Source organism: Priestia sp. JNUCC 25 (assembly GCF_053667915.1).
Genome location: NZ_CM132211.1, coordinates 730,015 through 752,767 on the forward strand (window position 1 = coordinate 730,015; position 22,753 = coordinate 752,767).

Annotated in this window: 22 protein-coding genes and 1 tRNA gene; 18 read left to right on the top strand and 5 right to left on the bottom strand. The window is 37.9% G+C overall.

Going from position 1 to position 22,753, the window contains the following annotated elements:
- Positions 1-66: 66 nt before the first annotated feature.
- Positions 67-678, top strand: a complete 612-nt coding sequence (locus JNUCC25_RS03880) for a DUF1349 domain-containing protein (RefSeq protein WP_013055465.1) — start codon at positions 67-69, stop codon at positions 676-678.
- 38 nt (positions 679-716) lie between these two features.
- On the opposite strand, the gene JNUCC25_RS03885 is transcribed toward JNUCC25_RS03880, so the two are convergent.
- Positions 717-1,337, bottom strand: a complete 621-nt coding sequence (locus JNUCC25_RS03885) for a YitT family protein (RefSeq protein WP_029324789.1) — start codon at positions 1,335-1,337, stop codon at positions 717-719.
- A 172-nt stretch (positions 1,338-1,509) separates the two neighbouring features.
- On the opposite strand from JNUCC25_RS03885, the gene JNUCC25_RS03890 reads away from it, so the two are divergent.
- Positions 1,510-1,959 carry an Lrp/AsnC family transcriptional regulator gene (locus tag JNUCC25_RS03890; RefSeq protein ID WP_013055467.1) on the top strand — a complete coding sequence of 150 codons (450 nt, stop codon included), beginning with the start codon at positions 1,510-1,512 and terminating at the stop codon, positions 1,957-1,959.
- Between the two features lie 27 nt (positions 1,960-1,986).
- On the opposite strand, the gene JNUCC25_RS03895 is transcribed toward JNUCC25_RS03890, so the two are convergent.
- On the bottom strand, positions 1,987-2,742 hold the full coding sequence (locus JNUCC25_RS03895; RefSeq protein WP_029324790.1) for an arylamine N-acetyltransferase family protein: 756 nt from the start codon (positions 2,740-2,742) through the stop codon (positions 1,987-1,989).
- A gap of 20 nt (positions 2,743-2,762) precedes the next feature.
- On the bottom strand, positions 2,763-3,374 hold the full coding sequence (locus tag JNUCC25_RS03900; RefSeq protein ID WP_029324791.1) for a DsbA family oxidoreductase: 612 nt from the start codon (positions 3,372-3,374) through the stop codon (positions 2,763-2,765).
- A 130-nt stretch (positions 3,375-3,504) separates the two neighbouring features.
- Between JNUCC25_RS03900 and JNUCC25_RS03905 the strand changes: the two genes are divergently transcribed.
- The 3 genes from JNUCC25_RS03905 (at position 3,505) to JNUCC25_RS03915 (ending at position 5,884) form a co-directional block, all read left to right on the top strand.
- Positions 3,505-3,576, top strand: a tRNA-Val gene (locus JNUCC25_RS03905).
- 168 nt (positions 3,577-3,744) lie between these two features.
- The gene (locus JNUCC25_RS03910; protein ID WP_029324792.1) at positions 3,745-5,190 is read left to right on the top strand and encodes a DEAD/DEAH box helicase; all 1,446 of its coding nucleotides are present in this window, start codon (positions 3,745-3,747) and stop codon (positions 5,188-5,190) included.
- Between the two features lie 64 nt (positions 5,191-5,254).
- Positions 5,255-5,884 carry a copper homeostasis protein CutC gene (locus JNUCC25_RS03915; protein ID WP_013055471.1) on the top strand — a complete coding sequence of 210 codons (630 nt, stop codon included), beginning with the start codon at positions 5,255-5,257 and terminating at the stop codon, positions 5,882-5,884.
- Positions 5,885-6,172: 288 nt separating this feature from the next.
- On the opposite strand, the gene JNUCC25_RS03920 is transcribed toward JNUCC25_RS03915, so the two are convergent.
- Positions 6,173-7,564 (bottom strand): amino acid permease, encoded by a 1,392-nt coding sequence (locus tag JNUCC25_RS03920; protein WP_029324793.1) that lies wholly within the window; start codon positions 7,562-7,564, stop codon positions 6,173-6,175.
- A 445-nt stretch (positions 7,565-8,009) separates the two neighbouring features.
- Between JNUCC25_RS03920 and JNUCC25_RS03925 the strand changes: the two genes are divergently transcribed.
- The 12 genes from JNUCC25_RS03925 (at position 8,010) to lrgB (ending at position 19,578) form a co-directional block, all read left to right on the top strand.
- Positions 8,010-8,348: a general stress protein gene (locus tag JNUCC25_RS03925; RefSeq protein WP_013055473.1), complete on the top strand. Its 339-nt coding sequence runs from the start codon at positions 8,010-8,012 to the stop codon at positions 8,346-8,348.
- 282 nt (positions 8,349-8,630) lie between these two features.
- Positions 8,631-9,353: an MBL fold metallo-hydrolase gene (locus tag JNUCC25_RS03930; RefSeq protein WP_098278236.1), complete on the top strand. Its 723-nt coding sequence runs from the start codon at positions 8,631-8,633 to the stop codon at positions 9,351-9,353.
- A 4-nt stretch (positions 9,354-9,357) separates the two neighbouring features.
- On the top strand, positions 9,358-9,936 hold the full coding sequence (locus JNUCC25_RS03935) for a TetR/AcrR family transcriptional regulator (RefSeq protein ID WP_013055475.1): 579 nt from the start codon (positions 9,358-9,360) through the stop codon (positions 9,934-9,936).
- A 260-nt stretch (positions 9,937-10,196) separates the two neighbouring features.
- A complete protein-coding gene (locus tag JNUCC25_RS03940; RefSeq protein ID WP_029324794.1) occupies positions 10,197-12,146 on the top strand; it encodes a BglG family transcription antiterminator in 1,950 nt (649 codons plus the stop codon).
- A 160-nt stretch (positions 12,147-12,306) separates the two neighbouring features.
- A complete protein-coding gene (locus tag JNUCC25_RS03945; protein ID WP_013055477.1) occupies positions 12,307-12,612 on the top strand; it encodes a PTS sugar transporter subunit IIB in 306 nt (101 codons plus the stop codon).
- 13 nt (positions 12,613-12,625) lie between these two features.
- Positions 12,626-13,984 carry a PTS cellobiose transporter subunit IIC gene (gene celB, locus JNUCC25_RS03950; RefSeq protein WP_013055478.1) on the top strand — a complete coding sequence of 453 codons (1,359 nt, stop codon included), beginning with the start codon at positions 12,626-12,628 and terminating at the stop codon, positions 13,982-13,984.
- Between the two features lie 13 nt (positions 13,985-13,997).
- Positions 13,998-14,327 (top strand): PTS lactose/cellobiose transporter subunit IIA, encoded by a 330-nt coding sequence (locus JNUCC25_RS03955; RefSeq protein WP_013055479.1) that lies wholly within the window; start codon positions 13,998-14,000, stop codon positions 14,325-14,327.
- On the top strand, positions 14,324-15,652 hold the full coding sequence (locus JNUCC25_RS03960) for a 6-phospho-beta-glucosidase (RefSeq protein ID WP_064471317.1): 1,329 nt from the start codon (positions 14,324-14,326) through the stop codon (positions 15,650-15,652). The genes JNUCC25_RS03955 and JNUCC25_RS03960 overlap by 4 nt, the downstream gene beginning before the upstream one ends.
- 121 nt (positions 15,653-15,773) lie before the next feature.
- Positions 15,774-17,525 carry a sensor histidine kinase gene (locus JNUCC25_RS03965; protein WP_013081809.1) on the top strand — a complete coding sequence of 584 codons (1,752 nt, stop codon included), beginning with the start codon at positions 15,774-15,776 and terminating at the stop codon, positions 17,523-17,525.
- A 1-nt stretch (position 17,526) separates the two neighbouring features.
- Positions 17,527-18,267, top strand: coding sequence for a LytR/AlgR family response regulator transcription factor (locus JNUCC25_RS03970; RefSeq protein ID WP_013055482.1), 741 nt, complete (start codon positions 17,527-17,529; stop codon positions 18,265-18,267).
- A gap of 162 nt (positions 18,268-18,429) precedes the next feature.
- Positions 18,430-18,864: an antiholin-like murein hydrolase modulator LrgA gene (lrgA, locus tag JNUCC25_RS03975; protein ID WP_013055483.1), complete on the top strand. Its 435-nt coding sequence runs from the start codon at positions 18,430-18,432 to the stop codon at positions 18,862-18,864.
- A gap of 33 nt (positions 18,865-18,897) precedes the next feature.
- Positions 18,898-19,578: an antiholin-like protein LrgB gene (gene lrgB / locus JNUCC25_RS03980; protein WP_013055484.1), complete on the top strand. Its 681-nt coding sequence runs from the start codon at positions 18,898-18,900 to the stop codon at positions 19,576-19,578.
- 55 nt (positions 19,579-19,633) lie between these two features.
- On the opposite strand, the gene JNUCC25_RS03985 is transcribed toward lrgB, so the two are convergent.
- Entirely contained in the window at positions 19,634-20,068 is a 435-nt protein-coding gene (locus JNUCC25_RS03985; protein ID WP_057274332.1) for a hypothetical protein, read from the bottom strand.
- 337 nt (positions 20,069-20,405) lie between these two features.
- On the opposite strand from JNUCC25_RS03985, the gene nirB reads away from it, so the two are divergent.
- Positions 20,406-22,751 (top strand): nitrite reductase large subunit NirB, encoded by a 2,346-nt coding sequence (nirB, locus tag JNUCC25_RS03990; RefSeq protein WP_078081474.1) that lies wholly within the window; start codon positions 20,406-20,408, stop codon positions 22,749-22,751.
- Positions 22,752-22,753: the final 2 nt, after the last annotated feature.

Sequence of the window (22,753 nt, forward strand, 5' to 3'; positions counted from 1 at the left end):
TATTCGTTAAATTATGGCAAAATAGAAATAGAAGAATAATAGCTTCTAAGAAGGGAATGACAGAGAGTGAGTAATCAACTAGTATTTTTCACAAACTTTTCAGAAGGAAAATTAGATTCAGACGTTTCTTGGTATTGTCCACCAGCTCAATTTCAAATTGACACAGAAACGAATCGATTAGTGATTAAAACAGACGCTAAAACGGATTTTTGGCAGCGTACTCATTATGGCTTTGAAGCGGACAATGGACACTTTCTTTACCGTGAAGTAGAAGGCGACTTTGAAATCATGACAAAGGTGCATACATATCCAGTTAATCGCTACGATCAAGCAGGTCTCATGATTCGTGTATCAAAAGATACGTGGATCAAAACGTCAGTTGAATACAATCCCGATGGTCCTAACCAATTAGGAGCAGTCGTAACCAACCAGGGCTTCTCAGATTGGTCCAGTCAAAATTTTACTCAAAACAAATCAGCGCTTTATTTTAAAATTCAGCGCAAAAACGATGATTACACCGTTTGTTATTCAAGTGATGGAGATTCTTGGACTCAGCTCCGACTCGCTCACTTATTGAACTCAGCCAAAGAACCTGTTCAAGTTGGTATTTATGCCTGTAGTCCTCAAGGAGCAGGGTATGAAGCCCAATTTGATTTTATAAAAGTAGAAAAAATGTAAATAAAAACCACGATTTAGCCACAGCTAAATCGTGGTTTTTATTTAGAAAGCGCATTATCTAAAGGCTGTGTGGCAGAAGCGGATGTCGGTTGATTGTGTAAAGCAATTTTTTGCTTGAAGTAGCTGATGACAAAACCTGTAATCGCAATGGATATAACAGAGAAAATTCCTTTTGAAAGTCCAATTGAATACATGCTCGACAGCACGACAAGGAAATCAAATGAAAAATTCACTTTTCCAGGATCCCAGCCGAATTTTCGCTGTGCGAATAACGCTAGAATATTAGCACCGCCGAGAGAAGCTCCGTTCATAAATAAAATGGATAAGCCAAGGCCGGCAATTAGTCCGCCCGTAACAGCACCCATCAGGCTGGGAAGTGTAAAAGAAGGAAGCAAGTGATCGAGTGAAGTGAGAAGCGATAGCAAAGACACTGATCCTATAGTTGTGGCGGTAAATTTCCATCCCATTTGAAAGAAGGAAAAGAGATAAAAAGGAATATTAATGAGAAAAAAGATCACCGCAAACGATAAGGGAAGGGCATATGACAAGCTAAGAGACAGACCAGCTGTTCCCCCCGTCACTACGTGAGAGTGCCGCAAGATAAGAACACCAATACTTGCAATCGTACATCCAAGAATAATCCATAAAACTTTTTTCATAAATAAACCCCTTTGTTTGTTTTTTCGGAATTTTCATTTTCAATCATCTACTTTAATGATAGGATATTAAATAAAGAAAACACATGTATAAATGAAGGAAATAATACTTGTTCTGTTATCAACTTGAATAAAGATTTTATTTATTATATTCATTTTGAAAGGAAAGGTTTGTATGGATCAAATCGATGCACAACTATTGTCTATTTTGCAAAGGGACGGACGTATGACGATTAGTGATTTATCAAAAAAGCTGGCTCTTAGCCGTCCAAGCGTATCAGAAAGACTTCAGCGTCTTCAGGAACGAGGAGTGATCCAGCGTTTTAGCGCTACGGTGTCTCCGAAAGCTTTAGGAAGAGATACACAGCTGTTTATTCAAGTAAGCGAATTAAAAAGAAAACCGGAGGAATTTGAAGACTTTATTGAGCAAAATGAAGACGTGCTTGAATGTCATCGCGTAACTGGACCGGTTTCTTACTTTATCAAAGCAGCCGTGTCTGGAATGGATGGACTTAGAATGCTAGTGGATGAACTGATTCCTTATGGAAATGTGAATACCTCAATTATTTTAAAGTCGCCTGTAGAAAACAGGATGATTACTCCTGTACAAAAACCGGCCCCATAAGAGGCCGGTTTTTCGTGTAAGGAGATATTAATAAAATCCTTTAATAATATAAAAATGATTTTGTAAAATATCAGGTATTTCTTCTTCTGAAACGTTCCTTTTCGTCTTTTTTTCTCCATCTGTTACAGTTAGCGTTTCACCAGAGAGGGTAATGCGCCCTGTAGGGGTTGCGATCGTAACAAGACGTTTGTGTACAAACGGAGAATCGGCTGACGTTTGATTGAACTCACACATGGGAGTAAAGTCAGTCAGTTTCTTAGGAAGCGTAGACACACGGTACAGCGTTTTCCATACATCATCTTCCCATCGCTGCAAATCATACATATGCTCAGCAACGTTTGTCATACGATAAGAGCCGCTTACATCTCTTACTACTTCGCCATTTAGAGGCATTGGTTTGCGCACAGAATCCCCGAATCCAACGTCTACGATGTAAGATTGATTTTCAACCATCACAAGGTTTGTAGCGTGACTTCCTTCAATGGTCCACGTGCCGTCGGGTTTTTTGACGGTAGCTGAAACGTAAGAGACTTCATATCCGCTTTCTTTTAACAGCCAGCCAAATAGACCGTTTAATTCGTAGCAAAATCCTCCACGCAAATTTACAATTACTTTTTGAAAAATTCGTTCTAAATCAATTATGATAGGGGTTTGAGACAGAACATCTAAGTTCTCAAAAGGAACATGAAGCATGTGTTTGTTCTGTAAAGCAGCTAAGCTTTCATACGTTGGGCTATCCGGTTTCTTAGCTAAAAACCGACTAAAATAATAATTAATATTCATCAAATGCACCTCTTAGTAAATCATTTCTCTCTGTCTTTAGCAGAACGTTCATGGAACAGCGCTTTTTCGAGTGTCTCTTTGGAAGCGAATCCTTGAAATACACGGCTGCCAATTTTTAAAGTTGGTACTTTCGTTACATGAGCATCTTCATACGCATGAACTAAGCTATCTTTATGAACTTGTTCGAACGTCCGGTCTTTTAAGATACGTGTAAATATTTCTTGATCTAAATGCAAGGAATCAGCGATTTCTGCTAAGACTTCAATCTGGCTAATATCTTTTTCCTCTTCCCAATAAGCTTTAAAAACAGCATCTATATAGGCAATTTCTTGACCATGTTTTTTAGCAAAATGAAAGCCTTCATGTGCTAAATGAGTGCGCGGGACTGGAGGCATGTCCGGCATATTTATTTCTACGTGCAGCTGTTGTGCTAAGGGAGCTATCGATTGATTCCAAGGTCTCTCTAAAAAATCTTCTATTTGCTCCATCTGCTGGGCTGGCTCAGGACAAAGTTCAAAAGGCTTCCATTCAATCTCAGCTTTTTGTTCTTTAATGACTTCTCTTAAAGGCTTAGTGGCTAGAAAACATAGTGGACAGACAAAATCAAAATAAAATTCAATATGCGCTTTCATCCCGTCACGCTCCTTTATGGCATGTTTTTATTTTATCAAAAGTAAAGACGATCCTTCCAACTTGGGAACTGTGGAAAAATAGTTGACAAAATTGGATAACTCTTTCTATAATAAAGTCAATACATATCACGAGCGATTAGTTCAGTGGGAGAATACATCCTTGACAGGGATGGGGTCGGGGGTTCGAATCCCTCATCGCTCATACCAAAGCCGTTTTCTTATTAATAAGAGAGCGGCTTTTCTCTTTTGTTTGACAAATCAATGCTATATTAAATCTTGAGCGCGTATAGAAGAATTAAAGTATAATGAAACATAGTGCATCAGGTCATGATAAAGATAATCACTAATTTAAAATAAATGAGGGTACAAAATGAATCAAAGAAGTTTTAGTCAATATGGTCTTAGTGACAAGGTAGCTAAGGCGCTTTCTAGCCTGCAATACAATCATCCCACGGAAGTACAAAGCAAGGTGCTTCCCATCGCGCTAGAAGAAAGAGATGTGGTCGTGAAGTCTCAAACAGGAAGTGGAAAAACGGCTTCCTTTGGTATTCCACTGTGTGAATTAGTTAATTGGGAAGAAAATAAGCCCCAGGCCTTAGTGTTAACACCGACACGAGAGCTGGCTGCGCAGGTAAAAGAAGATATTACTAATATCGGCCGTTTTAAGCGAATTAAAGCAGCAGCTGTCTACGGAAAATCACCATTTGCCAAGCAAAAAGTAGAGTTAAAGCAAAAAACACATATTGTTGTAGGTACGCCTGGACGAGTGCTTGATCATATAGAAAAAGAAACGCTTGCATTAGAGAAAATTCGTTATTTGGTTATTGATGAAGCAGATGAAATGCTAAATATGGGTTTTATTGACCAAGTAGAAGCAATTATTCAACATCTTCCTAGTGAGCGTGTAACGATGCTTTTCTCCGCTACGCTTCCTGAAGATATTGAAGAGCTTTCTCGCAAGTATATGAAAAAGCCGGTTGATGTTGAAATCAAAGCAAATGGATTAACGACAAGTACGATTGACCATTCTGTTATATCAGTAGAAAACGAATATAAATTTGAACTGCTAAAAGACGTAACCACAGTAGAAAACCCTGACAGCTGCATCATTTTTTGCCGCACGCAAGAGCAGGTAAATACGCTGTTAGATGATTTAGATGATTTTGGGTATCCTTGTGATAAAATTCACGGGGCAATGGTGCAAGAAGACCGTTTTGAGGTTATGAATGATTTCAAAAAAGGTAAATTCCGCTATTTAGTGGCGACAGATGTAGCTGCGAGAGGAATTGATATTGATAATATCACACACGTTATTAACTACGATCTTCCGTTAGAAAAAGAAAGCTACGTTCACCGTACAGGAAGAACGGGACGTGCCGGTAAAAAAGGGAAGGCTATCACATTTGTAACGCCTTATGAAAAGAGAATGCTATCGGAAATTGAGGAATATATCGGCTTTTCAATTCCAACATCTACTCCTCCTTCTAAAGAAGAAGTACAGCAGGCAGCATCCGCTTTTACTGAAAAAATTAATGAGCGTCCAGAAGTTAAAAAAGATAAAAGCGAGTCATTAAATAAAGACATTATGAAGCTGTATTTTAACGGAGGAAAGAAAAAGAAAATTCGAGCGGTCGATTTTGTAGGAACAATTGCGAAATTAGACGGAGTAACCGCGGACGATATTGGAATTATTACGATTCAAGAAAACGTCTCTTATGTGGAGATTCTGAATGGAAAAGGTACCAAAGTGTTACAAGCAATGAAGAACAAGACAATTAAAGGAAAGAAATTAAAAGTTCATAAAGCGATTAAATAGCAGAGGGAAGTCCATCTTTTTAAAGATGGGCTTTATTTATACAGCCAATAAAGGAGTTGAGAGTATGAAGTACATAAAAGAAGCGTGTGTAGAAGGGTATGAGCAGGCAAAAAAAGCAGAGAAGCTAGGAGCAGACCGCATTGAATTATGTGACAATCTCAGTCAAGGAGGCACTACGCCAAGTTACGGCACCATTCAATATGCAAGCGAACATCTTGATACAGATATCAACGTGATTATTCGCCCAAGAAGCGGTGATTTTATATATTCCGAAGCAGAATTTCAAATTATGAAAAAAGACGTTAAAGCATGTAAAGACCTTGGAGTAAACGGAGTAGTATTTGGCATTTTAACAGAAGAAGCTGAAATCGATTACGGACGCACTAAAGAGTTAATAGCAGAAGCTCATCCTTTAAGCGTTACGTTTCATATGGCATTTGATGAGATTAAAGATAAATACAAAGCCATTGATATACTTAGTGAATTGGGAGCAGACCGTATTTTGACCAAAGGAGGGAAAGGATCTGCTTTGCAAAATCTGCATATGATCCGAGAATTGATCACATATGCTAATGAACGTATTATTATTTTGCCCGGCGGAGGAATTCATGAAGGCAACGCAGAGCGGGTTATGAAAGAAACAAAAGCAGCTGAATTACACGGAACAAAAATTGTAGGAGATTTATCTCCTTAAATAAAAAGAGGCTGGGACAAAAGCATTTTAGTCCAAGTGAAAAACGAACCATTAATCAATATGTTTGATTCGTGGTTCGTTTTTTTTGATGGTGAATATAGTTTCATCTGTTACGTTCCTTCTAGCAGGTGATTGGAGGGCAAGGCGAAGACTCCTGCGGGCTCAGCGGCCGCCCGCGGAAAGCGAAGCCTTGCACGGAAATCAACTGCGGTGTAATAAGCAGTCCAGCTCATCTATCTCATTTGTTCATCTTTAGGTTGGATTCATTTAGTTATGTCTCAACCTCTTTTATTTTGATGTATTTTCTTTTGCTGCTAAGCCGCTCGTCACTTTTGTACGCTGAAAGAAAAAAGAACCTACGACGAGTACAGCAATTAAAAGAGTTAAGAAGAACTGAGAACGTAATGAATCAATAAATGCCATGGCAATAAAAATACTAGTGATGGCAAGGATTGTAGCGTAAGTTAAGTAAGGAAATAACCACATTTTAATTTTTAATGCTTCAGGATTTTCTTTTTCATATTTTTTTCTCATTTTAATCTGTGAAAATGCAATAACAAGATATACAAGAAGCGCTACGCCGCCTGATGCATTCACTAAAAACAAAAAGATTTTGTCCGGTGAAATGTAGTTAAAGATAACGCTAATGTACGAGATAACTGTACATGCTAATATCGCACTAACTGGCACGCCTTTTTTATTTAATTTTGAAAAACTTTTTGGCGCATCGCCGTTTTGAGACATGGAAAACAGCATGCGAGAACTTGTATACAGACCAGAATTCAGACAGGAAAGAACGGCTGTTAAAATAATAAAGTTCATAATTTGAGCTGCGGCCGGTACATTTACTAATTCAAGAATAGATACAAATGGGCTTTTCATTATGCTTGACGAATTCCACGGAAGAACCGTTACTAAAATAAAAATAGAGCCTAAATAGAAAAACAAAATGCGATAAATAACGGTATTGGTGGCGATGGTAATGGCTTTTTCAGGCTGAGACGATTCACCTGCTGCGGTTGCGACAATTTCTGTTCCCATAAAGGAGAACATGACAAGGGCAATTCCTAAAAATACAGAGCTAATTCCATTCGGTAAAAAGCCGCCTTTGTGCAAAAGGTTGGAAGTGCCGGGAGAATCAATTCCTGGAATGAATCCACAAATAATAGCTATACCTAAAAGTAAAAAAAGAACGATACTGACGACTTTAATGAGGGAAAACCAATATTCAAATTCTCCGAAAGATTTAACAGAGTACAGATTGGTCATCGTTAATAAAAAAGTAAGAGCCAGGCTTACTCCCCAAGACGGCAAAGACGGGAACCAGTATTGAATAATATTTGCACCTGCAATAGCTTCAACAGCAATAACGATAACCCAGAAAAACCAGTAGAGCCAGCCAATCGTGTAGCCTGCCCAAGGGCCTAATGCCTCTTTTGCATAAGTGGAAAAAGAACCGCTGGAAGGATTTGCAGTAGACATTTCTCCAAGCATTCGCATGACTAAAATAACGAGCAAACCAGCAAACGCGTACGAAAAAATAGATCCCGGTCCAGCGGTGTTAATGAGTGATCCGCTTCCGATAAACAATCCAGCCCCGATAATTCCTCCAAGAGAAATCATGGTGATATGCCGGATCTTTAACTCTTTTTTTAACTGTGGCTGTGGATGGCTGTTCATTTGTAACCTCCTATATAACCTGAATTTTTAGTTAATATAGAGAATTATAGTATGTTGTAAGACGTATGGACAGAATGTTGTTAGAGGTTCTTTCATACAAAAAACGGATATGAATTGTTGCATTCATATCCGGCTTACTCTGACACAGACATTCATTATGCGTATAAAGTACCTGATTAGCGTTTTTTTTCTTTTTTATAATAAGCAATGTAGATGAATTTCTTATGAATGGTAGCTGAAAATAAGCTGAATGATTGTTTCAAATAAGTTAATCAAAAGAGGTATACATCCTATTAAAGGATAATGTGGAATGATATTCAAACTCTCTGCAAAGCGTTAAATGCGGGTTTCCCTTTCTGAAAACGGGTATATATAGTAGTAAGAAGTTTATTCTTTTGCTAAGTATAAAAGAAAGATGTGCTATAGAAACAGGAGGTTATAAATAATGAAACATGTTGAAGTAGTAGAAAGCGGAGCGGATATTAACGAAGCAATTAATCAATTTGCAGACAAAGGTTTTGAGAAAAATGAAGTATACGTGTTTACTTATGACAAGGAAGATTCTAAAAATTTAACAGAAGTAACGGACACAAATATTATTCGACTGTCTGAAGAAGGTCCTTTACATTCAGCAGCGAGTTTATTTTTAACAAGAGAAGATGAGCTTCGAACAAAAATGGCTTCACTAGGCTTATCAAAAGACGAAACAAAGAAATATGAAGAAGAGTTAAAGAAAGGCAGTGCGATTGTAGTGGCTGCTACAGGGGAGAGAAAAGACATTTAATTTTAATAGAGGCTAGGGCAAAAGTAGTTTAGTTAAAGGAAGATCCGAACGCGTTTGATTCTTGATGGAGAACCAAACGCGTTCGGATTTTTTGTGGGGACAGTGTAACAATTGATCTATACGAGCTTCTTTATCTCATTTGTTCGTCTTTAGATTCAATTGATTTCGTTATGTCTCACACTTTTTTTGTTTTTTCCACTATATGATTGATAAAACTAATGATATTAGTTAAAATAAAAACTAATACCATTAGTTTTTATTTTGATAATAGGGGATGAGGAAATGAGAATAGTTCGTGAGAAAATGTTGTATCAACTGACGTTTTTGCCTCGTTTTTTTCCAGTGAATTGTTATTTAGTTGAAGAAAAAGATAGCCTTACATTAATTGATGCAGCTCTTCCGTACAGCGCGTCAGGTATTTTGAAAGCTGCAGATCGAATTGGAAAACCGATTACGCGAATTGTTTTTACACATACTCATGAAGATCACATCGGGGCGATTGATACTTTGAAGAAAAGTTTACCGAATGCTTCTGTTTATATGTCGCAAAGAGATTATCGATTATTTTCAGGAGATTTAACACTCGATTCTGAAGAACCTCAAAACCCAATCCGTGGAGGAGTACCAAAGCTAGGAAAGATCTCAACTGAAGTTGATCATTTCATTGAAGAAGAGTCTTACATAGGCTCACTTGCTCCTATTTTTACACCTGGACATACACCTGGGTCTATGTCTTTTTTAGACCAGAGAACGAACGCATTAATTGCGGGAGATTCTTTCCAAGTGCGAGGAGGAGTTGCGGTATCAGGTCAGTTAAAGCCGCTGTTTCCGTTTCCCGCTTTTGGAACGTGGAGTAAGGAGCTGTCACTTAAAAGTGCAGAAAAGCTATATCAACTAAACCCGTCACTTCTTGCTGTTGGACACGGAAGACTCCTTTCTCGGCCGCTGAAATTGATGGGAAAAGCAATACAACAAGCAAAAGTGAAAATGGAAAAAAGGGGATGAAGGGATGTCGCCACGACAGGGACTAGATTTTAAAAAGGTTATTCAAACAGGTGGAAATTTGGCCAATCGTGAAGGGTTTTATGCTGTTACAATTGCTTCATTAGCCAAAGAATTAGATGTTCGTCCACCGTCTTTATATAATCATATAAAAGGATTAGAAGAGCTGCGCAAAGAACTGGCTTTAAGTGGACTGCAGCAGCTATATCATCTTTTAAAAAGTGCTGTTGAACATGCTTCTGCAGAAGACGCTGTTTATCAGCTAAGCAAAGCGTACGTTTCATTTGTAAGAAAGTCTCCGGGAATATACGAAGCAACAGCAACAGTAGCACCAAGGATACAAGATGAAGAAGTACAAAAAGCATCTGATAACATTGTGCTTTTAGTGCTGGATGTGTTGAAACCGTATCATCTTCCAGAAGATGAAGCCCTTCATGCTGTTAGAAGTCTTCGCAGCATTTTACATGGATTTGCTTCTTTGGAGCAAAAAGGGGGATTTGGAATGCCTTTAAGCACTGATGAGACCCTGGACTTTTTAATTCGTACGTTTGTATTGGGGCTACATCGGTATGAAGAGACCACATAAATTCTATTAATGCCACTAAGCCTAACGCTTTAGTTAAAATTGAAAAAAAAGAGAAAGAATGATAGATTACAAATAAAGACATTTATTCCTATTGTTTTAGGGTTGTTACTGATGAAGCAGGCAAAACCTAAGCTGCAAGGACAGAAAAGGTAGTTTCTGTTTGTTGCTGTTTAGGTATTTTTTGTTTTTGTTTAAAATAACCGGCCCTTTTGATTTGTTTTATAAGGGGGGAAATCTTCTGAGAATGGAGAGAAGCAAACATGCTTAATTCAAGAATGATCGTTATATTAAGAGAACTAATGTCCGTACAGTCTACATTATCAACCGTTACGAGCGAATATTTGGCAACAGTAAATCAAGTATCTTCTCGAACTATTCGAACGGATATAAAACAGCTAGATGACATTTTGTCTCAGTACGGGGCTAAAATTAAATCAGCTCGAGGGACAGGATATGAACTTAGCGTTTTAGATGAAAAACAGTTTCATCAGCTATTAAAAGAACTTTCAGCTAATCAATTATTTGATACAGCGTCTATTCCAACCGTTCCTGATGAACGCGTGCATTATTTGATCAAAAGATTGCTGCTAGCAGACGGATATTTGAAGCTCGAAGATTTAGCAGACGAGTTGTATATTAGCAAGTCAACGGTTCAAAACGATTTAAGAGATGTTAAAAAACAGCTGTGTAAGTATGATATCCTTTTAGAAAAACGTCCTAACTATGGCTTGAAAGCTAAAGGGGACGAAATGAAAATGAGATTTTGTATGTCTGAGTACATATTCAACCGAAAAGATAAAGAAGTAGATATGGTACACAATGAAATATCTATCCTGCCCCAAGAATCAATCTTAACGATTAAAGCCCACATTTTAAATCAAATAAAACGATACAATATTATGGTTTCAGACATTGGATTAAACAATTTAATCATTCATTTAGCTATAGCTTGTAAGCGAATACAAGAAGAAAATTTTATCTCTTTGTATTCAGAAGACCTGCTTGAGATTATGGAGCACAAAGAATATGAAGTAGCAGCTGAAATTGTACGAGAAATTGAAAAGGCATTCAAGGTTCGTTTTCCGAAGTCAGAAACAGCGTATATCGCCATTCATTTGTTAGGGACAAAAATGCTCAATAATGGCAATCATGAAGAAAAAGAAGTGAAGCAGTTTATTGATACAAATATTTATGAATTAACAGCGGCTATATTAGAAGCAATTGAAAAGGAGCTTCATTTAGAAATTAGTGAAGATTCAGAGCTGATCCTTGGTATGAGCTTGCATTTGAAACCGGCTATCAACCGCTATAAATATGGAATGAATCTACGAAACCCAATGCTTGAAGGGATTAAGAGCCATTACCCTCTGGCTTTTGAAGCTGGAATTATAGCTGGAAAGGTACTAAAAAACCGCCTTGAAATCGACATGCATGAAACAGAAATTGGCTATTTAGCTTTACATATTGGAGGTGCCATTGAACGTCGGAAAATTATCAATCAGCCTAAGCGCTGTTTGATTGTATGCGCATCGGGAGTAGGGAGTGCCAAGCTATTATCATATAAGCTGCAGGCTACGTTTGGATTAAATCTGACTATTTTAGGAACAACGCAGTATTATAAGCTTCACCAAATGTCGCTGCACTCTTTAGATTTTATTGTTAGTACCATTCCAATTCCAGATCATCTTCCTGTTCCTGTAGTACAAGTAAGTACTATTCTAGGAAACAGTGATTTTAAAAAAATTGATTGTTTAATGAAGAACAAACCGCAGCCTTCATTAGAATACACAAAAAAAGAATTGGTATATTTACAGCAAGAATTTCAAACAAGAGAAGAAGTGCTTCATTTTTTAGGAGAGAAATTAACTCATCTAGGACTAGCTTCTTCTCAATTTATAGAATCTGTTTTTGAAAGAGAAGCTGCATCACCAACAAGTTTTGGCAATCTCGTTGCGATTCCTCATCCTATGGTTCCTCAAACGGATACGACGTTTTGGGCCATTTGTACGTTAAAAAAACCGATTATGTGGGAAGGAAACCTCGTACAATTTATTTGCCTTTTAAGTGTAAAAGCGAATAATCAAGGCGATTTGCAGAAGATGTACAGTTTGTTAGTTCAAGTTGTAGATGATAAGCAGGTCGTGCAGCGCTTAGTAAAGTGCAAGGGTTATGAGGAATTTATAGAGGTGTTTATGAAAAATATTAGATAAAAAAAGAAGTCTAAGAGAGGGGCTTCTTTTTTATCTGAATGTTCAAACATATTTTTTCCGTTAGTAACGGAAAAAGGTTGTGTATAAATGTAAGCGCTTTTATTTTAAGATAAAACTATCAACAAAACAGATAGCAAAATAAAAAACGGGGGAATGACAAATGAATATTCTATTATGTTGTGCAGCTGGAATGTCTACAAGTTTACTAGTAACAAAAATGGAAAAAAGCGCTCAGGAGCAAAGCACGGAGTATAAAATTTGGGCGGTTCCTGGTGACTCTGTTCGCAACCATATTGATCAAGCGGATGTACTTTTATTAGGACCTCAAGTGCGTTACCTATTGCCGCAGCTTAAGAAGCTAGGTGAAGAAAAAGGAGTGCCAGTTGACGTTATAAATCCTGTTCACTACGGAACGTGTAATGGAGAACAAGTGTTAAAATTTGCAGTTCAACTAGTTTCAAAATAGGAGTGTGGACTACATGAGCAAATTTAATAGTATGCTTGAAAGCAAAGTAATGCCTATCGCTGGAAAAATGGCGGGTCAACGCCATTTACAAGCACTTCGAGACGGTATTGTTCTGACAATGCCGCTCATTATTATCGGTTCAGTATTTTTAATACTGTCGAATTTACCGATACCAGGTTATAACGACTTTATGGCAGGGATTTTCGGAAAAGAATGGGCAACAAAAATGGCCTATCCAGTTGGAGCTACATTCGATATTATGGCGCTGCTTGCTTGTTTCGGAATAGCCTACCGGTTAGCTGAAAAATACGGAGTAGATGCTTTGTCCGCAGGGGCTATTTCACTTGCTGCTTTTTTACTTGCTACTCCGTATAAAGTGTCCTTTCTCCCAAGTGGAGCCAAAGAAGCTATTTTAGTAGACGGCGGAATTCCAACCGCTTTAATGGGAAGTAAAGGACTCTTTGTAGCAATGATTGTCGCGATTCTCTCTACGGAAATTTACAGATGGTTTATTCAAAAAGACATTATCATCAAGATGCCTGATGGAGTTCCTCCCGCTGTTGGAAAATCGTTTGCTGCTCTTATTCCTGGCTTTACGGTAATAGCATTTATTTGGATTTTACGTTTGTTAGTAGAACAAACGCATTTTGGAAGTCTGCATAATATCGTTGGAGAATTGCTTGGAAAGCCTTTAGGTGTGTTAGGCGGCAGTTTAGGCGGTACGCTAGTTGCCGAACTTGTTATTATGCTCATGTGGTCATGTGGACTTCATGGAGCGAATATTGTCGGTGGAATTATGGCTCCCATTTGGTATGGAGCTATGGATGAAAACCGAATTGCATTTGCTAATCATGAAGCATTACCAAATATTTTTACACAGCAGTTCTTTGATATTTGGATTAATATCGGAGGCAGCGGAGCCACGTTAGCTCTAGTTGTAGCTATGATTTTAAAAGCACGCAGTCAACAAATGAAGCAGCTTGGTAAGTTAGGAATAGGACCAGCTCTTTTTAATATCAATGAGCCGATCATCTTTGGACTTCCGATGGTGATGAATCCAATGATGCTTATTCCGTTTATTATTACCCCTCTTGTGACGGTAGTAGCAACCTATATTGCGATGTCGACAGGACTGGTAGCAAAACCAGCAGGTATTGCGGTTCCTTGGACCATGCCTCCGATTATTTCTGGCTATTTGGCAACAGGAGGAAAGTTATCGGGTGCAGTTATGCAAGCTATTAATATCGGAATCTCTGTTTGCATTTATTATCCTTTCTTTAGAATGTGGGATAAACAAAAATTCACTGAAGAAAATGGTATACAGCCTGCAGCTGAAGGGGTACCAAGTGATACAAAGAAAGATATTGTGTGAGGAGGGATAAAGGATGGAAGGCATTCAAGAATATATTTTTAAATTAATCTTACACGGTGGAAACGGCAGAAGTTCAGCCATGGAAGCGATAGCAGCTGCCAAAAGCGGAAATTTTTCAGAAGCACGTGAAAAGCTTACACAAGCTGCAGAAGAATTAAATGCTGCTCATCATATCCAAACGTCGTTAATTCAAGGTGAAATTAGAGGGGAAAGCACAGAAATTTCTCTGCTCATGATTCATGCTCAAGATCATTTAATGAATGCGATGACGATAAAAGAAATGGCTACTGAATTTGTAGATTTATATGAAGCAATCAAAATTTCTGGGGGGATTACACTATGACAAAAGGTATTAAGATTGTAACGATTGGCGGAGGTTCAAGCTATACGCCTGAACTAATAGAAGGATTTATTAAACGATACGATGAACTTCCAGTTCGAGAACTGTGGCTAGTAGACGTTGAAGAAGGAAAAGAAAAGCTAGAGATTGTTGGTAATTTGGCGAAACGAATGGTGAAAAAATCAGGTTTGCCAATTAATGTTCATTTAACGTTAGATCGAAGAGAAGCACTAAAAGATGCGGATTTCGTAACGACTCAATTTCGCGTTGGTTTGTTAGATGCACGAGCGAAAGATGAAAGAATACCGCTTAAATACGGGGTGCTTGGTCAAGAAACAAATGGACCGGGCGGATTATTTAAAGGACTTCGCACGATTCCCGTTATTTTAGATATCTGCCGTGACATTGAAGAGTTATGTCCAGAAGCTTGGCTGATTAACTTCACAAATCCTGCAGGCATGGTAACAGAAGCTGTGCTCCGCTATAGTAACATTAAAAAGATTGTAGGGCTTTGTAATGTACCAATCGGAATGGAAATGGGGATTGCTAAGCTGCTTGATGTAGATCACTCCCGCATTCGAATTGATTTTGCTGGTTTAAATCACATGGTCTATGGATTAGATGTATATGTAGATGGTGTAAGCGTTAAAGATCAAGTTATTGATTTATTGAGTGATCCAACTAACAGCAGCTTTGTGAAAAATGTAGCGGGACTTGGATGGGAGCCAGAATTTACAAAAGCCCTAAATGCGTTAGCGTGTCCATATCACATGTACTATTATAAAACGCGTGAAATGGTAGAAAAAGAGCTTATTAATTATGAAAAAGGTGAAACGAGAGCAGAAGTCGTAAAACAGTTGGAAAAAGAGCTGTTCGAACTGTATAAAGATCCTAATCTAGACATTAAACCGCCTCAATTAGAACAGCGCGGCGGAGCCTATTATAGTGATGCAGCCGTTCGATTGATTACATCCATTTACACGGATAAAGGCGATATTCAGCCCGTAAATACTATCAATAATGGTGCCATAGCAAGCATTCCTGCTGATTCTGCCGTAGAAGTAAGCTGTATTATTACAAAAGATGGACCGAAGCCAATTTCAGTCGGCGACCTTCCTGTACCTGTACGAGGTCTTGTTCAAACAATTAAGTCATTTGAGCGTGTTGCAGCTGAAGCAGCAGTGACCGGAGATTATGACAAAGCTATTTTAGCATTAACCATTAATCCTCTTGTGGCTTCTGATAAGCTAGCTAAGCAAATTGTCGATGAGATGCTAGAAGCTCATAAAGATTACTTGCCTCAATTTTTTAAAACGGTTCAAGCTTAAAATCAAGCTGTGCGAATACAGTACGTATTCGCACAGCTTTTTTTCTATTTGTAAAGCTAGATTTCTGCCACCATCAATGTAACAATATAAAATAGAAACGGACAGCAAAGGGTGGCTAGAAATGATTCATTTATTAATTATGATGGTAGAACGAGTCGGAGTTATTGTCATCTTAGGTTTTTTGCTAGCACATACAAAAGTTTTTCGGCAATTTCTCCGTAAACAGCAAGGATATAAAGGGAAAGCTGTACTTATTTTTATTTTTTCTCTTTTTAGCATTATTAGTAACTACACGGGAATTGAAATTCAAGGAACAATTATTCGAAATGAAGACTTATTATTAAAAGTAGATCCATCAAGCTCGATTGCAAATACACGAATTATGGGTGTGGAAATGGGCGGTCTGCTTGGCGGTCCATTTGTTGGTTTAGGAGTAGGAATACTTGCTGGCGTTCATCGCTTTATGTTAGGAGGGAGTACGGCGTTTAGCTGTGCAGTTTCATCCGTTTTAGCAGGGGTGTTAACTGGATATATCGGCTATGCCTACCGGAAAAAACATCGAACGATTACACCGCGCTTTGCTGCACTTGTAGGCATAGCGATGGAAACGCTTCAGATGCTGATTATTTTATTATTTGCTAAACCGTTTGATTCGGCATGGACGCTAGTGAGTATTATTGCTATTCCAATGATTATTGTAAATGGCACGGGAAGCTATATTTTCTTATCTATCATTCAGTCCATTTTACGGCAAGAGGAACAAATGAGAGCGCTCCAGACACACAAAGTATTATTAATCGCGGATCAAACTCTTCCACATTTTCGTCAGGGTCTTACTAGTGAATCATGTGAAAATGTTGCAAATATTATTCATCGCTTCACAGGTACGGATGCTGTTTCGCTAACTGATACGCACAAAATTTTAGCTCATGTAGGGGAAGGAATTGATCATCACGTTCCTTCGCATAGTTTAATTACCGGGCTGTCTCACGAAGTGCTGAAGACAGGAAAAATTATGAAAGCAAAATCGAGAGAACAAATTGATTGTCAGCATAAAGACTGCCCGCTTCATGCCGCTATTGTGATGCCGCTTACTTCTCACGGTACTACCATTGGAACACTAAAAATGTACTTTAAAGATGCGAGCGGGTTAAGCCGGGTGGAGGAAGAGCTGGCAGAAGGATTGGCTAAACTTTTTTCAACTCAGCTAGAGCTCGGCGAAGCAGAGCTTCGAAGTAAATTGCTAAAAGATGCGGAGATTAAAGCTTTACAGGCACAGGTGAATCCTCACTTTTTATTTAATGCCATTAATACGATATCGGCGCTGTGCAGACAGGACGTAGAAAAAGCCAGAAAGCTGCTTTTGCAGTTAAGCATTTATTTTCGTTCCAATTTGCAAGGTGCAAGGCAGCTGTTGATTCCGTTATCAAAAGAGCTTGATCATGTCCACGCGTACTTATCGCTTGAACAAGCCAGGTTCCCTAATAAATACGAAATTGACATGTATATTGAAGAAGGGCTAGATGATGTCTTGCTTCCGCCATTTATTCTTCAAGTGCTTGTGGAAAATGCCATTCGGCACGCGTTTCCGCGTAAACAAAAGCACTGTCGCGTAGAAGTTTATATTGAGACAAAAGATAAATATGTATACGTAAAGGTAAAAGACAATGGACAAGGTATAGACACAAAACGATTGCAAATGCTTGGCAATCAGCCCGTTTTTTCAGAAAAAGGAACGGGGACGGCTCTTTACAATATTAAACAACGTTTGCATGGATTGTTTGGAAAAGAAACAACGCTGGAGTTTGACGTAACAGAAGGAACAGCGGTTTCGTTTGTTATACCAATTGAATTAAAAAGCGAGGGTATGTAATATGCTGCGAGTACTAATAGTAGATGATGAAATGTTAGCGCGAGATGAATTAAAATATTTATTACATCGAACGAAAGAAGTAGACTTCATTGAAGAAGCTGAAAGTATCGAAGAGGCGTTGGATAAAATGATGGATGAAAAGCCGGATTTATTATTTTTAGATATACAATTGTCAGATGACAGCGGTTTTGATATTGCTAAAAGGCTTAAAAAAATGAAAAATCCGCCAGCTATTATATTTGCAACCGCGTACGATCAGTACGCTTTACAAGCCTTTGAAGTAGATGCAATTGATTACATTTTGAAGCCTTTTGATGAAGAAAGAGTGATGCAGGCTATTCATAAATATAAAAAAATGCGTGTTCCTCATCCCGCTGTAAAAGAAGAAGAATCGATAGGAGAGTCTTCTTCTCAAACTGGAAAGTTAGCGATTTCTGTAGATGATTCGATTGTGTTGGTGAGTATAAAGGACATCTTGTTTGTAGGATTAATAGAAGGAGAAGTCACCATTCAGACCATAACAGAATCCTACCATACTGCTGATACGCTTGCTATGCTAGAAAAAAAGCTCCCTTCTCAGTCGTTTAGTCGTGTGCACAGGGGGTATATCGTCAACGTAAATCATATTTCCGAAGTACAGCCTTGGTTTAATTCTACGTATAATTTAGTAATGAAAAACGATGAGCGAGTTCCTGTCAGCCGTACATATGCTAAAGAATTGAAGAAACGTTTAGGAATTTAAGGAAAAAGCAGCTTGCGTATGCATTTTGGCAAGCTGTTTTTTGCATTTCAAGGCTCGATTTTTGTAAGTGAGCACAAATATTTGACTCTTTAATTTGAAAACGCTTTCTTATTGATTTTCATTTTATATAATGAAGTCAACAAACAGAGAGAGGTGAAAGAAATGAGTGCTAAAAAAGTGTATGGCTTTTTAACACAAGCATTTATTTTTTCCGTAATTATGTTGATTTCAGATTTTATTGCAGAGCATTTGCCTTTTCCAATGCCTGCTTCAGTCATTGGACTTGTGCTGTTATTTCTTGCACTCTGCTTGAAGATTATTAAGCTAGAGCAAGTTGAATCACTGGGAACGGCTTTAACTTCTTTGATCGGATTTTTATTTGTACCAGCAGGTATTTCTGTTATGAATTCATTAGGTGTTATGCAGCAGTACGGCATTCAAATTTGTTTAGTTATTATCGTGGCAACGATTATTTTGTTAGGCGTTACAGGCTTATTTTCACAGCTTATACTTGGCATGACAAAAGATAATAAAGCAAAAGAAGAAATAAAAGATGCAGATATGAGTGAAAAAACGAAAAAACAAGGTATTGCTTAACATCAATTATAAAGAGACAAGGTGGTTGGAAAGATGAATCCGTATTTTGGAATCGTGGTTTCTTTAGCTGCGTACGGCATTGGAACGTATTTATTTAAAAAGTCAAAAGGTTTTTTCTTATTTACTCCTTTATTTGTGGCAATGGTACTCGGAATTGCTTTTTTGAAAATTGGTCATTTTTCTTATGAGGAATATAGCAGCGGCGGGAAGATTATCAGCTTCTTTTTAGAACCGGCAACAATTGCTTTTGCCATCCCTTTATATAAGCAAGCCGATAAATTAAAAAAGTACTGGTGGCAAATTCTTTCTTCTATTGCGGTAGGGTCAGTTTGTTCGGTAGCGATTATTTTTGCGATTGCTAAAGGTATTCATATGGATGAAGTTGTGATGAAATCAATGCTTCCACAAGCAGCTACAACAGCGATTGCGCTGCCATTGTCTCAAGATATTGGAGGGATTCCTGCTATTACTTCCTTTGCTGTTATTTTTAATGCAGTCATCGTATATGCGCTGGGCGCTTTATTTTTAAAAGTATTCAAGGTGAAGAATCCAATTTCGAAAGGGTTAGCTCTTGGAACTTCTGGGCATGCGCTGGGAGTAGCCGTAGGGATTGAAATGGGAGAAGTAGAGGCAGCCATGGCAAGTATTGCAGTTGTTATTGTAGGCGTTGTCACAGTTGCCGTTATTCCACTTTTTGTTCAGCTAGTCATGTAACAAAAGCCTGAAGGAGTCAGAGATTTTCTGACTCCTTCAGGCTTTTGTTTGTTAATTAATACACCACTCCAAAATGTCGTGATGCGCAGTTTTGACAGGTTGTATGGTCAAAAAGACTCTCAGGAATGATAAATTCAAAACAAAATTGACATTGTTTGAATTGACTTTGTCTATAAAACATTGTCTCTAAGAAAATAGCTGTAATATGTTCAGTTATGTGCTTATGGGAACGTTGTTCTAAAGTGGACCATGGAATAGACTGATGCTCTATGTAAATCGGACAGGAAGTATAGGGTGTATCCCATTGAATGGCTTGATATCCAAACGTAAGGCCATGATGAGCTGCTGATGTAAATATGATTAGGTTTTGATGGAATTCTGGCAGAGGTAATTCTAGTTTTTGATCTTTAAGCGATCTCGTTTTGGAATGAAGGTTATGCAATTTAATTTGAAAATGAATCCACTGAGTGGCGTGAACGGTTATTGACATGTTTTAAACCTCCAATTCAGACTCTTTCTTTTATCATAATTGATTTCAAAATAAATAAATAGTAGGCAAAAAGAAGATAACAAAATTTTATATAGATTACTTATAAGGCGTAGGGAAAGGTGATATAAGCATAGCATCCTTTTTTCTACCCCTTTTTAAAGTATAGTAATCTTCTATATAAAAGCTTGCTTTCAACGAATGGTATCGGCGTATTCATACGCTTTAAACAGATTTTAATGTTAGAAGTTATAACAAGGTTCATTTCTTTTAGAGAAGTTTATGAAATAATAAAAACTGTATATTTTACGGTCTGAATCTATGTGTTGGAGGTTTTTATATGACAAAACAAAAGCTGGTATTAATCGGAAATGGAATGGCAGGAATGCGCTGTATTGAAGAAATTCTTATTCATTCTCCAGATTGTTTTGATATTACTGTTTTTGGAAGTGAGCCTCACGTTAACTATAATCGAATTTTATTATCAACCGTTTTACAAGGCAGTACAAAGCTTGAAGATATCAATATTCATTCTTTGGCATGGTATAAGGAAAATAATATCACTTTATTTAAAGGAGAAAGCGTTACGCACATAGACACCAAGAGAAAAATAATAAAAACAGATAAAAACAGAGGGACGAGGTACGACAAGCTTATTATTGCTACTGGTTCGAGCTCGTATATGCTCCCCGTTAAAGGGTCTGACAAAGAAGGTGTCCTCGGTTTTCGTACCATCGAAGACTGTCAGGAAATGATTGAAATTTCTAAACAGTATAAAAAAGCAGCGGTTATTGGAGGGGGTCTGTTAGGGCTGGAAGCTGCTAGGGGACTATTGAATTTGGGAATGGATGTTCAAGTCATTCATCATTCGGGTTTCTTAATGGAGCGACAGTTAGACAGAGCAGCATCTGCTATGTTAAGAGAAGAATTAGAAAAGCAAGGCATGAGTTTTCTATTAAACAAACATACGGATGAGATTATAGGGGGAAATCGAGCAGAAGGCGTCCGATTTAACGATAGCAGCAAAATTGCAGCTGATTTAGTTGTAATGGCTACAGGAGTGAGGCCAAATGTTAATCTAGCTAAAAAAAGCGGAATAGAAACAAATAGAGCAATCATCGTAAACGATTATTTAGAAACGAGCATCCCGAATATCTATGCAGTAGGTGAATGCGCTGAACATCGAGGGATGACATACGGCCTTGTTGCTCCTCTTTACGAACAAGGAAAAGTCTTAGCGCGACATCTTTGCCAAATAAAAAACGATGGTTATCGCGGGTCCGTTCTTTCCACTCAATTAAAAATATCAGGAATAGACGTTTACTCAGTCGGAGAGTTCAAGGAAAATCAAGGTGCAAAAGCCATTACGATTTCGAATATGTTAGATGGTATATACAAAAAAGTCGTTTTTCGCGAAGGGAAAATAGTGGGAGCTGTTCTTTTTGGAGATACCAGTGAGGCTATAAAGCTATCACAAATGATTAATGAAAAAAAGGATTTGTCGCAAGCGGAAAAAGTACAATTATTTCCTTCTCAACATGAAAAAGAAAATGCAGTAACTTCTATGCCACTTACGGGTATCATATGCAACTGTAACGGTGTAACAAAGGGAGCCATTATTGAAGCAGTACAGAAAAATGATTTAACGACAGTAGATGAAATAAAAAATTGCACGAAAGCTTCTGGTTCATGTGGAGGGTGCAAACCCCTTGTAACAGATCTTTTAACATATATTCAAAGCGATGAGTTTGATGAAATCATTGAACAAAAAACCTTTTGTACATGTACACATTTATCAGAAGATGAGCTGGTAAGAGAAATGCAGCAATATCAATTTGAGACGGTTCAGCAAGTAAGAGAAATATTAAAGTTTAAAGACATGAAAGGCTGTTCGTTATGTGAAGGCGGTCTTCATTACTATTTAGATATGATGAATCCTCATTATGAAAACAATCGACATTCTTTATTTACTACGGAGAATGAACAGGCCGTTTTGCTTCACGATGGGACTTATGCAGTGGTACCGCAAATTCACGGTGGTCTGACAAATGTACAGGAATTAAGGAACATAGCAAATGTAGCTGAAAGGTACAACATCTCTAATATTCGTTTAACAAGTGATCAGCGCATTCAACTTATTGGAGTGAAAAAAGAATATCTTCCGTTGATAAGTGAGGAAATAGATAGAGGACTTCAGCAGCTATATGAACGTACAGTTAAAAATGTATCTGTTTATATAGGAAAAGGAACGTGTATTTGTCAGTATGAACCTGCTCTTGCTTTATCAAATGAATTAGATAAACAGCTTGAATATGTAAAGACCCCATGTGATATCAAAATCAGTATTGCTTCGTGCTCTCACATTTCAGAGAATGTAACAACAAGTGATATAGGATTAAGAAGAATAGACAGAGGATGGGAAATATATGCCGGCGGAAGCAGCGCAGAAGCCAGAAGCGGGGAGCTGTTTTATGTGGCCGAAACAAACGAAGAAGCAGTAGAAATCAGCTGTTCTTTGATTCAATATTACCGTGAAACGGGGAACTATTTAGAAACTGTCGGGAGCTGGATCGAGCGAGTAGGAATTGTTCATGTCAGAGAAGTTTTGTTTGAGGTAGACAATCGAGAGTATTTAATGAAGCGGCTCAGCTCAGAACGCTCTCGTGCAATCACATATTTATTATAGGA